The sequence below is a fragment of the Paenibacillus sp. 4624 genome (assembly GCF_050435065.1).
Lineage (GTDB): Bacteria > Bacillota > Bacilli > Paenibacillales > Paenibacillaceae > Paenibacillus > Paenibacillus amylolyticus_D.
On sequence record NZ_JBNDJR010000012.1, the window covers coordinates 211,288 to 223,673 of the forward strand.

A 12,386-nucleotide genomic window follows, 5' to 3' on the forward strand; every position below is an offset into this window, starting at 1 on the left:
TTAACTTTCATGTAACTTCAAGTTGAATAATATATTTAAACCTGATTTTGTTTTAGATAAATATAACAATACACGCAGCTTACTGGAATAACAGCGATAAGAATTAGACTTATATTGAAGTTATACTGATGCTTCCGTCAAAGACAGGAAATTGCCCAGCAGTTTCATGCCAAGTTCACCGCTCTTCTCAGGATGGAACTGCATGCCGAAGTTCGAGCCTCTACCTACAATCGCTGTAACGGGATGTCCGTAATCCGTAACGGCGAGCAGATCACCCTTGTTTTCGGTAAGTGCATGATACGAGTGTACAAAATAAACATGCCCTGCATCCAGACCCGCGAAGAGCGGATTTTCAGGATGTAAAAATTCCAAACGGTTCCACCCCATATGAGGAACCTTCAGTTCACTTCGTGAGAAACGCACTACTTTTCCCGGTAAAATGTCCAGTCCTTCATGCTCGCCATGCTCCTCACTGGAGCTGAATAGCAGCTGCATTCCCAGACAGATGCCAAGGAGCGGTTTTGTTCCAGCAGCCGCTTCTTTAACGACCACATCCAGACCCGTCTCCCGCAAATGCACCATCGCATCACCAAAAGCACCAACCCCCGGCAGAATAACGCCATCCGCGGCAAGAATAGCTTCTCGATCACCCGTGACTAGCGCTTCATAGCCAAGACGTTCGACCGCTTTGCCGACGCTGTGCAGGTTCCCCATACCGTAATCGACAATTGCAATCGCCATCGTCTACAGCACTCCCTTCGTGGAGGGCACGCCAGTTACCCGTGGATCGATCATCGTTGCTTCATCCAGTGCACGTCCGAGAGCTTTGAAGACTGCTTCGATCATGTGGTGTGTATTCTGACCATAGTGCACAATGACATGTAGTGTAATCCGCGCTTCGAGCGCCAGTTTCCACAGAAATTCATGCACCAGCTCTGTAGAAAAACTGCCTACTTGTTGTGACGGGTACTCAGCCCGGTATTCAAAGTGCGGACGGTTGCTTACATCAATGATAACCTGAGCGAGCGCTTCGTCCATCGGTACAAACACGCTGGCATAACGCTTAATACCACGTTTATCGCCCAGTGCCTGGTACAGCGTCTGCCCAAGACAAATCCCGATGTCTTCAACTGTATGGTGATCATCAATATCAATATCTCCGCGAGCTTGTACGTTAAGATCAAACTGTCCATGCTTTGTGAACAGATCGAGCATATGGTTCAGAAACGGTACATCCGTTTCAATATTTGATTGTCCTGAGCCATCTACGTTGAATGACAGCTGGATATTCGTTTCGTTCGTTTTGCGGTCAACCTCTGCTTGGCGAACTGCACCTTTATTTTGAAGCTCTACACCCTGTTCTGCACTCTTATTCTGATTATCCATTGTCCGATTCCGCCTTTCCTTCCTGTTCTAAGCGTACAGCGATTGCACGAGCGTGTCCTTCAAGTCCCTCATGACGGGCTAATTCGATAATAGCCGCTCCATTTTGCAAGAGTGCTTCTTTACTATAATAAATCAAGCTAGATTTTTTGATAAAATCGTCCACATCTACGGGTGAACTGAAACGGGCAGTTCCATTCGTTGGAATAATGTGATTCGGTCCAGCGAAATAATCGCCCACCGGTTCGGAGCTATACGGCCCGAGGAAGATGGCACCGGCATTCTCGATCCGGCCAGCGTAAGCCATCGGCTCTTGCACCATGATTTCCAGATGCTCTGGTGCAAGCCGGTTTACGACATCGATTCCCTCATCGATGGAATCGACCACAATAATCGCGCCATGCTGCTCCACGGAAGCAGAAGCGATATCGCGCCGCGGCAGCACATCCAGCTGCCGCTGTACCTCGGCCTGCACAGCTTCCGCCAGCGAGGCCGAATTCGTGACGAGAATGGCCGACGCCATCTCGTCGTGCTCCGCCTGCGACAACAAGTCCGCGGCGACATACACCGGGTTCGCCGTATCATCGGCGAGCACCACAATCTCGCTTGGCCCGGCGATACTGTCGATATCGACCGCCCCATATACCTCGCGCTTCGCGAGCGCCACGTAGATATTACCCGGTCCACAGATCTTGTCGACCGGGGCAATGCTCTCCGTGCCGTAAGCGAGGGCGGCGATCGCCTGTGCGCCGCCAACCCGGTACATCTCGTTCACGCCCGCTTCCGCGGCAGCCACGAGAATGTACGGGTCAATTCCTTCACCGCCGTTTGTCGCCGGCGGTGTAACAAGCACAATCTCCGGCACGCCCGCGACCTGTGCCGGAATGACATTCATCAGCACCGACGATGGATACGCTGCTTTCCCTCCAGGGACATACACGCCGACTCGCTTCAGCGGCCGAATAACCTGGCCGAGCAGACTGCCATCCGGCTGCCAGTCCATCCACGAATTGCGTTTCTGTTTCTCATGAAACGCACGAATGTTGACGGCGGCTTGGCGAATCGCCGTCACAAAAGATGGCTCAACGGCTGCATACGCTGCCTGGAGCTCCTCCTGCGGCACGCGCAGCTGCGCAGCCGTCAGCGTCGTGCGGTCCAGCTGCTCGGTATAACGCAGCAGGGCCGCATCACCTTCCCGGCGAATATCTGTGACAATTCGCCGTACCGATTCATTTTGCTCCGGTGTACCATACTCCACTTCCCGTTTCAGATCAAAGTCTCGTGCTGATACAATCTTCATCCGTACAACCTCCTCACGTATCTACTTTTTGTCTATAGTCAATGGACTTCTTATCTGTTCGCTATCTTCCCGCAGAAACCTCATTCCCACTTGGAATGACCGATTGAAGTGCATCACACAGCGCCTGAATACGTGCATTTTTCATCCGGTAGCTCACCCGATTCGCAATCAGACGACTGGTGATATCCAGAATTTCTATCATTTCCACAAGTCCATTCTCACGCAACGTCTGCCCGGTCTCCACCAGATCGACGATCCGATCAGCCAGTCCGATTAAAGGCGCAAGCTCAATTGACCCATTCAGCTTAATCACCTCAACCTGTTGCCCTTGCTCACGGAAGTACTGGGAAGCGATTCGTGGATACTTGGTCGCCACTCGCTGCTGGATACCTGCCTTCCAGTCCGGTAGCCCAATCACTGACATACGGCACTGGGCAATGCCCAGATTCAGCAGTTCATACACATCGCGATCCTCTTCAAGCAAGACGTCTTTCCCAACAATACCGATATCGGCTACGCCGTACTCTACATATGTCGGCACATCCACAGGTTTAGCCATAATGAATTCCATCCCGGCTTCTGGCACCTCGATCACCAGTCTGCGTGTATCGTCCACGTCCTCTGGAATGTCCAGACCTGCCTCACGGAACAATTTGGAGGCCTTTTTATAGATGCGGCCTTTAGGCATGGCCACCTTCAAAATATCCGACATCTTAGTTCCCTCCCTTTTTTGATCCATAGATGATGACCTGTTCATCCTGCTCCGCAGTCGTTTCGCTGGTTGCAGGTATCGTATCTGCCTTTTCATCAGCAATAAGAGATGTAACTACATTGTGACCCATATTCCGTAATCTCGCTGCTTCGGTCAATGCCTCAGCACGACGATCTGGGCTGTATTTAATACGTACCGGTCTCTTCTCTTCAATCGTAATGCCATGAACACCATCAATAATCCGGTTGGTTTTTAACGCAAATCCTGTAGCCGGAAGAGCCCGCCCGAACTGTTGCAACAGATTGTCATATCGGCCGCCGCTGCATACGGGTGATCCCAGCTCTGCCGCGTAACCTTCAAATGTCATGCCTGTATAATAGGAGAAATCCCCGATCATCGTCAGATCAATCAGCACATGCTCGGAGACACCGTAGGCCTCCAACACTTCAAACACTGCACACAGATGTGCGATGGATTGTGCCGCTTCAGCACTTGAGCTAAGTTCGCTCGCATGTGTGCAGATTTCTTTCCCGCCACGCAGACGCAAAATGGCTTCAAGCTGTTGTTTCTGCTTGGGTTCGAGGTTCAAGGCTTCAATGGACTGACGGTAGCCCACATAATCACGTCCTAAAAGCCCTTCCTTCAATTGCTCCTGCTCAGCCGTCTGACCCGGAATCACTTCTTCCAGCAGTCCATTCAGAAAACCCATATGACCCATTGCTATTTTAAAAGAAGACACCCCGGCTGCCTGCAATGAGGCAATCGCTAATGCAACCACTTCAGCATCCGCCTCAGGGGAATCGTCCCCTACAAGTTCAACACCTGTTTGGAAAAACTCAGCCTCACGTCCAGCTTCCTCTTCTATGGAACGAAATACATTCGCATGGTAGGACAGACGCAGCGGCAAAGCCTCATCTTTGAGCATCGATGATACTACACGCGCAATAGGAGCTGTCAGATCAGAACGCAGAACCAGTGTCGTTCCCCGGCTGTTCAGCAATTTAAATAATTTGCGATCCGAAGTAGAGCTAGCCACCCCTACTGTGTCGTAATACTCAATTGTTGGAGTTATGATCTGACGATAACCCCAGCGCTCCATGCACTCCAGTACATTTCTTTCAATTTTACGTAGCTTGGACACCACATGTGGTGTATAGTCACGGAAACCTGTTGGTTTTTCAAAGCCTTTTGGTTTGGACATGGAAATGATTCACCCCGAGTCATGGATTTGGATGGTTATATAAAGTTGCACTATAATATCTTCACATCTACTTCGATCAATGACAGAATTTGTCTCGTCATCTCTATCGTTTTAACGCTCTATCTCAAAAGGATTTATGTATGACAAATCCCCGTCCTATGTTAGTTACCCCTAAGTTACAGCAAAGCCGCATGTACTTTGGCTTGACGAAGGCTTCACCTTTTACATTAATAACCCGTTTTCTCTATAGAATGTTTATCACCTTTACTTCAATTACTTTCGTATGGTAAAGTGCTAACAAACTAAAGGATATGGGATATGATAACATGGATGCCGCTGAATCGTCAACAAACATAAACTATGACTGGTTCCTGACGACCTGCCTAGGCTAGGCGAGCCTGCTCCATCCGTTATGACTCCTTACCGTTTGCTTCAATTCCGGTTTTGTATACGAAAAAAGCTGCCCCTCAGCAGCTCTTCCCTCCATGCACTAGTTCATGCATTTAGTTCATAAATCATTTCAAGTATCCGTCATGTATCACTTCATACACGCTTTTTTAACCCTTATTCTTGCAAACGTGATAATCCCCGCGCTTAATGCAGCTTTCGCTGAGAAGGTTCCTCCGTTTTAAATGCCGTTTCTTCCGGCGAGTCTACCGAACGAGACAAATCACGCAAGGGATTGCCTCCAACAAAAGCTCCTGGAGCAACATCCTTATGAACCACTGCCCCGGCAGCAACTATGGCTCCGTCTCCAATCGTTACTCCAGGCAGAATGGTTGTATTTGCTCCAATCAGCACGTTGTCTCCGATAATGACATCGCCAAGTCTGTACTCCTTAATGAGATACTCGTGAGCCAATATCGTCGTGTTGTAACCAATCACTGAGTTTTCACCAATCGTTATTTTTTCCGGAAAAAACACATCCACCATCACCATTAGACCAAAAGCGGTGTGTTCCCCCACCTTCATACCGAGCATTCGTCGATAAATCCAGTTCTTAAGCGGCAGTACAGGACAGTACCGTGATAACTGAATCCAGATAAAATTACGAACGCCCTTCCACGGGCTCACTGTCTTGTAGATATGCCAAAGTGCATTTTGACTTTCTACCGGATAGCGGGTTACTTTTCTCATGAACGTCCCGTTCCCGTAAGAACCATATCCAGCAAATCCCTCATATCATGCAACATGTAATCCGGCTTATACCCGCTCAGCACCTGCTCCCCTTTAAGCGACCAGGCTACACCAGCGGAGAGAGCACCTGCATTTTGCGCCGATTGAATATCGACAGGACTGTCCCCGATCATCAGTGTGTGAGCTGGGTTCGATCCCAGTTCGGCCATCGCTTTTTGCACGGGTTCCGCATGAGGTTTAGGATGAGTTACATCCGTCACAGTCACAATGGACTTCATATATTTAAGCAAATCAAAGCGTTCCAGCACCTTTAATGTAGAAGGGCGGATTTTGGTCGTCACCACACCCATCGTAATCCCTGCCTGATCCAAAGCCTCAACCACCTCAATCACGTGTGGAAAAGGTCTGACCATTGCTTCATGGTGGATATCATTATAGGCACGATAACCTTTGACGTACTCCGATACCTCCTCCTGACCTGAAAAGGTTCGCATTTGTTGCTCCAATGTGCCTCCCATATGCGGAATAATCTGTTCCCTTGTCCATGGGGAAGCATGATCCCAGCCTTCCATTACATGCAGGAATGAGTTGATAATTAGCTCATTGGTATCAATAATCGTTCCATCCAGATCAAACAGTACCGTGTTAATCACGTTGCATTACTCCTTTTTATCTTCAACTTGCTTCGAGTCATCTTGAGCCTGAATTGGTGCCGTTGTTACCTTGTCCTCTTCAACAGCTACTGTTTCCGAATGTCCAATATCATCTGCAACCACTTTCGACGAGACAATCGGATCACTATAATGCGCACTTGCTTTCCCTGTCACTCTTCTCACAACAATAAACACAACAGCTACAACAATAATGCCAATCGCAAGCAGTTGTGAAATTCGCACATTACCATACGCTGGATCTAAATATCCTTGTTCGAAGCCCATTGCAGTCATTGGAGACCATAATCCGTTTACCAATGAAGCAACCCACTCCGGAGCCTGAAAACCAAGACTGTCTGTACGCAAAGCTTCAATAAAAAATCGCCCGATGGAATACCAGATAAAATAGGACATAAACAGTTCTCCTGCACGCATGAACTTCTGACGACGAAGCACTAGCAACAGGATGAGCCCTACGAAACTCCATACGGATTCATACAAAAAGGCAGGATGATGGAATACACCCTCTACATTCATTTGGTTCACAATAAAATCTGGCAGGTGTAGCTTGTCTCTTAAAAATGATTCCTCTACAGGACCGCCATACGCCTCCTGGTTCACAAAGTTACCCCAGCGTCCGATCATCTGTCCAACAATTAGTCCAGGTGCACAGATGTCGGCCATACGCCAGAAGTTATATCCTTTACGACGGAAGAAAATGACTGCACATATAATGGCACCAATTAATGCGCCGTAGATCGCAATACCGCCATTCCATATTTTAAAAACGTCCCAAAGGTTGTCCTTATAATCTTCCCACTTAAATGCCACGTAGTAGATTCGGGCTCCAATAATTGCAGAAGGCACACCTAGCAAAACCATATCCATGAACACTTCTTGCGGAATATTAAATCGTTTGCCCTCCCGAATGACGAGCAACAGACCCAAAAGTGCTGCAGCACCCAGGATAAGCCCATACCAGTGAACCTTTAAAGCGCCAATAGAGAACGCAATCGGGTTCAACAGTAATAATGTATCCATTCATTCACGCTCCTATCAATCAATTCACATCGGTAAGCATGACCGATTGGAGCCTGCTATCAACCTTCCTCTTTGAAGGCGTGCAGGCTCCAGATGCCATGCTTCATAAAAACTTTAATCTTTATATTTTTAGCCTGATGCCTGATATTTCCTTATCCTGCTATTCGAGCTAGTCGGTGAACCTTCCTTGACCCAAATTAGTCCATATCTTCCATATCTTCTGAAATCGTTGCAGTCAGTTTGTTCGTGAACTGAAGTGCAGCATTAAGCCCCATCTGTTTCAAGCGATAGTTCATGCCCGCCACTTCAATAATTACAGCCAGATTTCGTCCAGGACGAACCGGAATGGTAACCAAAGGTACATCGGTATCAATAATACGCGTTGTCTCTTCATCCAATCCCAGACGGTCATACTGTTTATCCTGTTGCCATGCTTCAAGACGTACAACCAATGTAATCCGTTTATTATTACGAACAGCCCCGGCGCCAAACAAAGTCATGACGTTGATAATACCGACACCTCGAATTTCAAGCAGGTGACGGATCAGTTCCGGTGCGGTACCGTGGAGTTGAAAATCGGAGGTTTGGCGAATTTCAACGGCATCATCGGCAATCAGACGGTGACCACGTTTTACAAGTTCAAGCGCGGTTTCACTCTTACCAATACCGCTGCTGCCAGTGATTAGCATACCTACACCATAGACATCACACAATACACCGTGAATGGTAGCTGTCGGTGCCAACTTACCTTCCAGAAAACCCGTAATACGGCTGGAAAGAATCGTTGTTGCCATATTGCTGCGAAGCACAGCTAGATTTTGTTCTTCACTGATATCGATCAGTTCCTGAGGAACTTCTAGTCCACGTGTAACCACAATACATGGAGTTTCCTCTGTGCATAGACGTTGCATACGTTCACGACGCTCATGTTCAGGCAACATCGCAAAAAAGGCCAGCTCAGTTCTTCCCAGCAGTTGCACCCGCTCTTTTGGATGATATTCAAAGTAACCAGCCATCTCCAGGCCAGGACGGTTAAGGTCATCTACCGTGATAAACCTTTTCAACCCCTGTGAACCCGAAACCACTTCCATCTGAAACTGCTGTACCAATTCGGATACTTTCACTTTTTTCGCCATTTGTCTCTTCCTTTCAGCATTCGCTGTGCCTCTATGTACCCATTCGTGTATCGTTTCTTTCATTATTAGCGTATTCACAACGTAATTCATAACCAGGTCGTTTCGCATGTAAAATATCGCTTTTTATACTCCAATATGCAACATTTTGAAGACAGACCTTCAAATAATCTTAAATGAATTTGAGATCGATTGCAATCGAAGACTCCCTGCTCTACCTGCACTATAGTTTCACCTGAACGGATTAACCGTCCCATACACTTTTGAAAAAAGCCCCTTCCTGCGAAAACGGAAGGGGCTCGATTTAGATTATATAATTGCGTTACTTCCAGATTTCATCGTAACCGAGGAGTCTCAGTAGAATTAGTCTTGAAGAAGTACGTTAACTTCGGATTCCTTGTCAAAGATATGAACTTTGTTCATGTCAATGGCCATTTTAACTGTAGAGCCATCACGAGTGTTAGAACGTCCGTCTACACGTGCGATTGTAGTGTCGTTACCTACACCGCTCAAGTAAAGGAGCATTTCGTGACCCAGGTTCTCTGTTACATCTACGTGAGTAGAGAATACAGAGTTCGGGGAAGCTTCCAAGAATACTGGCTCTTCGTGAATGTCTTCTGGACGAACACCCAGAATAACTTCTTTACCTACATATCCTCTGGATTTCAACACTTGTGCTTTACCTTGCGGGATTTCAACATCCACACCAGGAGCTACGAAGTGAAGACTTGCACCTTGCTCAGCCAATTTACCCGAGATGAAGTTCATTGTCGGGGAACCGATGAAACCAGCTACGAACAGGTTCGCCGGGTGGTTGTACAGTTCTTCAGGAGAAGCTGCTTGTTGGATGATACCATCCTTCATAACTACGATCCGGTCACCCATCGTCATTGCTTCGATCTGGTCATGCGTTACGTAGATAACAGTTGTTTCCAAACGTTTAGCCAGCTTTGTGATTTCTGCACGCATTTGTCCACGAAGTTTCGCATCCAAGTTGGAGAGCGGCTCATCCATCAAGAAGACTTGTGGATCACGGACAATCGCACGTCCCAAAGCGACACGTTGACGTTGACCACCGGACAATGCTTTAGGCTTACGCTCAAGCAAATGTTCGATATCGAGGATTTTAGCTGCTTCACGTACACGTTTATCGATCTCGTCTTTTTTAACTTTACGCAATTTCAAACCAAATGCCATGTTTTGATATACGCTCATATGCGGATACAAGGCATAGGATTGGAACACCATCGCGATATCACGGTCTTTAGGTGCAACATCATTAACGACACGGTCACCGATGTAGAGTTTACCTTCAGAAATTTCCTCAAGGCCTGCGATCATACGCAGTGTTGTTGATTTACCACAACCGGACGGACCTACCAGTACCAGAAACTCTTTATCTTTAATGTCCAGGTTAATGTCAACTACAGTTGCTTTATCAGAACCCGGGTATTTTTTGAAAATATGCTCTAAACGTACTCCTGCCATGATTGTTGCCTCCTCAGAGATCATTTTGTAATCGAATACAATTTGTAGTTTTATAATACCCTATCCCTTGGTTATCTGACTATTCGCAAACTGCACAAAAATATTAAGCCTTTTTCGTCACTTTGTACATCAGAAGTAAAAGTTGCACAATGATCGCACTTTTAAAGTGTCTTACATCATAACCAATCTCCTGTTTAATCTTATCCAGACGGTACACCAGCGTATTACGATGAATAAACAAACGCTTTGCTGTCTCGCTGACGTTACAGTCTAAACTAAAAAAGGTCTCCAATGTTGCCAACGTCTCGCTGTCATTAAAAAGAGTTGTACCCTTTCCCGTTTCCCGAATAAAACGTAGCCGCTGTTGCTCTGAAATACTAGCCACCAATTGCTCCAGTTGCAGATTCCATGGTAGGTGGATATGCTGTGTAACATGGAAGGAGCGACCAAGTTGCATACTTTCCTGAAGGAGGAATGTCACCTGAAGCAAAGCCTCCTTGGGAACACACGGCAGCGAGGCTGACAAGTGGAAAACACCTGCGAACTCACTAGCCACAAGCTCATATAGTCCCATACAAAAAGCATGGAGTGACTCTTTTCTTGCCTCCGCTGTATCTTCATCGGCCTCCCCAGTAACAATCTCTTCATCTCCCATGAAGAGCCATTCCTGTGCTCCAAGCGGAATTAATGTGATTTCTTCACCAAAATAGCTTTCCAGCAATTTATTAAGTACTTTAGAGTCTACCCGCTGAGAATCCGGAGTCTCACCCTGCAACAGAAAAAGAATTTTCTCCTCCTGAAATCCTGCAATAGAAGCGAACGAATCAGGCAGTGGATCGAAACTCCCCTTATCATGAGCTTTAATCTGCTCCTTAAGCCATATCCCCAGCGAAGATAACTGTTTATCAGTATCGTTTGTGAGTAACGATTCATCATCGCTTTGACTGGTATCGAACTTATTAAGAATCAGTAACTCAATTAGACGGCGAGTTTCCATTGTAATAGATGACGCTTCACATCCCCAACACCGAACGGTTTTTTCCTGCTCATTCATACCGACTTTGAAAAAAATACGCTCACCATGGTGTAAACTAAGAACATCAGAAGATCCTGAAGAACGTTCTAAAGAATCATGTTCACCTTTACCCGCTTGAATAAGAATATGCTGCGGTTTATTTTCGTCTAAGCCAATCAAATGTTCAATCGATTCTGTCCACTCATGCATCGTAATTTCATATTCATCCAATGTGGTGCTTATAATCACTTCAATTTGCTGTTTTAAATCAGGTATGAGCTTCATCTAATGAACTTCACCACTCTGCTTTATTTTTATTATCATTTTATCATATCTTGATGTATGACGCTCTGTATCGACTAGTCTGCAATATATCTGTCTAAACAAAAAGAGTGATTGATCAAATTAATGATCAATCACTCTTTATTTAAGATGAGTCATGAAGGATTCGAACCTTCGACACCCTGATTAAAAGTCAGGTGCTCTACCAACTGAGCTAATGACTCATAAAACTGGTGGAGGATGATGGATTCGAACCACCGAACCCGTACGGGAGCAGATTTACAGTCTGATGCGTTTGGCCACTTCGCTAATCCTCCAAGGATTAAAGGTGGCTCGGGACGGAATCGAACCGCCGACACGAGGATTTTCAGTCCTCTGCTCTACCGACTGAGCTACCGAGCCATATTTAATTTTAGATTAATGGCGGAACCGACGGGATTCGAACCCGCGATCTCCTGCGTGACAGGCAGGCATGTTAGGCCAACTACACCACGGTTCCAAGCATTAATGGTGCCGGCGAGAGGACTTGAACCCCCAACCTACTGATTACAAGTCAGTTGCTCTACCAGTTGAGCTACACCGGCGTATATGGTGGAGGCTGAGGGGATCGAACCCCCGACCCTCTGCTTGTAAGGCAGATGCTCTCCCAGCTGAGCTAAGCCTCCTGGGTAATATGGTAGCGGCGGAGGGGATCGAACCCCCGACCTTACGGGTATGAACCGTACGCTCTAGCCAGCTGAGCTACACCGCCATATTATACATGCTTTGATTGCTTGTCCATCCTTAGGTAAAGATGGCGGAGAGAGAGGGATTCGAACCCTCGCACCGATTACTCAGCCTAACCCCTTAGCAGAGGGTCCCCTTATAGCCACTTGGGTATCTCTCCAAAACAATCTCAACGTTGTTCAAGGATTGCTCCTTGAAAACTAGATTCGAAACGAAATTCACGCGATCAAAACTTGCTATTGGATAAGCCCTCGACCGATTAGTACTGGTCAGCTCCATGCATTACTGCACTTCCACCCCCAGCCTATCTACCTC

At 46.8% G+C, this 12,386-nt stretch carries 11 protein-coding genes and 8 tRNA genes; all 19 read right to left on the reverse strand.

Translation table 11 applies throughout. The annotated features are described in order from the left end of the window. Positions 1 to 120: 120 nt before the first annotated feature. Positions 121 to 741, reverse strand: coding sequence for an imidazole glycerol phosphate synthase subunit HisH (hisH, locus tag ABIE27_RS25125; RefSeq protein WP_123066154.1), 621 nt, complete (start codon positions 739 to 741; stop codon positions 121 to 123). A gap of 3 nt (positions 742 to 744) precedes the next feature. Beyond that, on the reverse strand, positions 745 to 1,386 hold the full coding sequence (hisB, locus tag ABIE27_RS25130) for an imidazoleglycerol-phosphate dehydratase HisB (RefSeq protein ID WP_123066153.1): 642 nt from the start codon (positions 1,384 to 1,386) through the stop codon (positions 745 to 747). Then, positions 1,379 to 2,683, reverse strand: coding sequence for a histidinol dehydrogenase (gene hisD / locus ABIE27_RS25135; RefSeq protein WP_429351814.1), 1,305 nt, complete (start codon positions 2,681 to 2,683; stop codon positions 1,379 to 1,381). The genes hisB and hisD overlap by 8 nt, the downstream gene beginning before the upstream one ends. A gap of 61 nt (positions 2,684 to 2,744) precedes the next feature. Beyond that, entirely contained in the window at positions 2,745 to 3,395 is a 651-nt protein-coding gene (gene hisG / locus ABIE27_RS25140) for an ATP phosphoribosyltransferase (RefSeq protein ID WP_429351815.1), read from the reverse strand. Between the two features lies 1 nt (position 3,396). Then, positions 3,397 to 4,596 carry an ATP phosphoribosyltransferase regulatory subunit gene (locus ABIE27_RS25145; RefSeq protein ID WP_123066150.1) on the reverse strand — a complete coding sequence of 400 codons (1,200 nt, stop codon included), beginning with the start codon at positions 4,594 to 4,596 and terminating at the stop codon, positions 3,397 to 3,399. A 594-nt stretch (positions 4,597 to 5,190) separates the two neighbouring features. Beyond that, complete coding sequence (locus tag ABIE27_RS25150) at positions 5,191 to 5,733, reverse strand: acyltransferase (protein ID WP_123066149.1); 543 nt, start codon at positions 5,731 to 5,733, stop codon at positions 5,191 to 5,193. Further along, on the reverse strand, positions 5,730 to 6,386 hold the full coding sequence (gene ppaX / locus ABIE27_RS25155) for a pyrophosphatase PpaX (protein ID WP_429351816.1): 657 nt from the start codon (positions 6,384 to 6,386) through the stop codon (positions 5,730 to 5,732). Before ppaX ends, ABIE27_RS25150 begins: the two co-directional genes overlap by 4 nt. 6 nt (positions 6,387 to 6,392) lie before the next feature. Then, a complete protein-coding gene (gene lgt / locus ABIE27_RS25160) occupies positions 6,393 to 7,427 on the reverse strand; it encodes a prolipoprotein diacylglyceryl transferase (protein ID WP_429351817.1) in 1,035 nt (344 codons plus the stop codon). A 197-nt stretch (positions 7,428 to 7,624) separates the two neighbouring features. Beyond that, positions 7,625 to 8,563: an HPr(Ser) kinase/phosphatase gene (gene hprK, locus ABIE27_RS25165; RefSeq protein ID WP_090924765.1), complete on the reverse strand. Its 939-nt coding sequence runs from the start codon at positions 8,561 to 8,563 to the stop codon at positions 7,625 to 7,627. A 360-nt stretch (positions 8,564 to 8,923) separates the two neighbouring features. Next, complete coding sequence (locus ABIE27_RS25170) at positions 8,924 to 10,048, reverse strand: ABC transporter ATP-binding protein (RefSeq protein ID WP_090924764.1); 1,125 nt, start codon at positions 10,046 to 10,048, stop codon at positions 8,924 to 8,926. 103 nt (positions 10,049 to 10,151) lie between these two features. Beyond that, positions 10,152 to 11,348 carry a PucR family transcriptional regulator gene (locus tag ABIE27_RS25175; RefSeq protein ID WP_123066146.1) on the reverse strand — a complete coding sequence of 399 codons (1,197 nt, stop codon included), beginning with the start codon at positions 11,346 to 11,348 and terminating at the stop codon, positions 10,152 to 10,154. 148 nt (positions 11,349 to 11,496) lie between these two features. Next, positions 11,497 to 11,569, reverse strand: a tRNA-Lys gene (locus ABIE27_RS25180). A 7-nt stretch (positions 11,570 to 11,576) separates the two neighbouring features. Then, positions 11,577 to 11,662 (reverse strand) — tRNA-Tyr (locus tag ABIE27_RS25185). A 12-nt stretch (positions 11,663 to 11,674) separates the two neighbouring features. Continuing rightward, positions 11,675 to 11,747 (reverse strand) — tRNA-Phe (locus ABIE27_RS25190). Positions 11,748 to 11,766: 19 nt separating this feature from the next. Further along, positions 11,767 to 11,844: transfer RNA gene (locus ABIE27_RS25195), tRNA-Asp, on the reverse strand. A 9-nt stretch (positions 11,845 to 11,853) separates the two neighbouring features. Beyond that, positions 11,854 to 11,929 (reverse strand) — tRNA-Thr (locus ABIE27_RS25200). A 5-nt stretch (positions 11,930 to 11,934) separates the two neighbouring features. Next, positions 11,935 to 12,010 (reverse strand) — tRNA-Val (locus ABIE27_RS25205). A 9-nt stretch (positions 12,011 to 12,019) separates the two neighbouring features. Beyond that, positions 12,020 to 12,096 (reverse strand) — tRNA-Met (locus tag ABIE27_RS25210). Positions 12,097 to 12,139: 43 nt separating this feature from the next. Next, positions 12,140 to 12,231, reverse strand: a tRNA-Ser gene (locus ABIE27_RS25215). Between the last annotated feature and the right edge of the window lie 155 nt (positions 12,232 to 12,386).

Bases quoted from the DNA above. Each gene is read 5' to 3' on its own strand.
- hisH (WP_123066154.1), bottom strand. From the start codon at position 741: ATGGCGATTGCAATTGTCGATTACGGTATGGGGAACCTGCACAGCGTC.
- hisB (WP_123066153.1), bottom strand. From the start codon at position 1,386: ATGGATAATCAGAATAAGAGTGCAGAACAGGGTGTAGAGCTTCAAAAT.
- hisD (WP_429351814.1), bottom strand. From the start codon at position 2,683: ATGAAGATTGTATCAGCACGAGACTTTGATCTGAAACGGGAAGTGGAG.
- hisG (WP_429351815.1), bottom strand. From the start codon at position 3,395: ATGTCGGATATTTTGAAGGTGGCCATGCCTAAAGGCCGCATCTATAAA.
- ABIE27_RS25145 (WP_123066150.1), bottom strand. From the start codon at position 4,596: ATGTCCAAACCAAAAGGCTTTGAAAAACCAACAGGTTTCCGTGACTAT.
- ABIE27_RS25150 (WP_123066149.1), bottom strand. From the start codon at position 5,733: ATGAGAAAAGTAACCCGCTATCCGGTAGAAAGTCAAAATGCACTTTGG.
- lgt (WP_429351817.1), bottom strand. From the start codon at position 7,427: ATGGATACATTATTACTGTTGAACCCGATTGCGTTCTCTATTGGCGCT.
- hprK (WP_090924765.1), bottom strand. From the start codon at position 8,563: ATGGCGAAAAAAGTGAAAGTATCCGAATTGGTACAGCAGTTTCAGATG.
- ABIE27_RS25170 (WP_090924764.1), bottom strand. From the start codon at position 10,048: ATGGCAGGAGTACGTTTAGAGCATATTTTCAAAAAATACCCGGGTTCT.
- ABIE27_RS25175 (WP_123066146.1), bottom strand. From the start codon at position 11,348: ATGAAGCTCATACCTGATTTAAAACAGCAAATTGAAGTGATTATAAGC.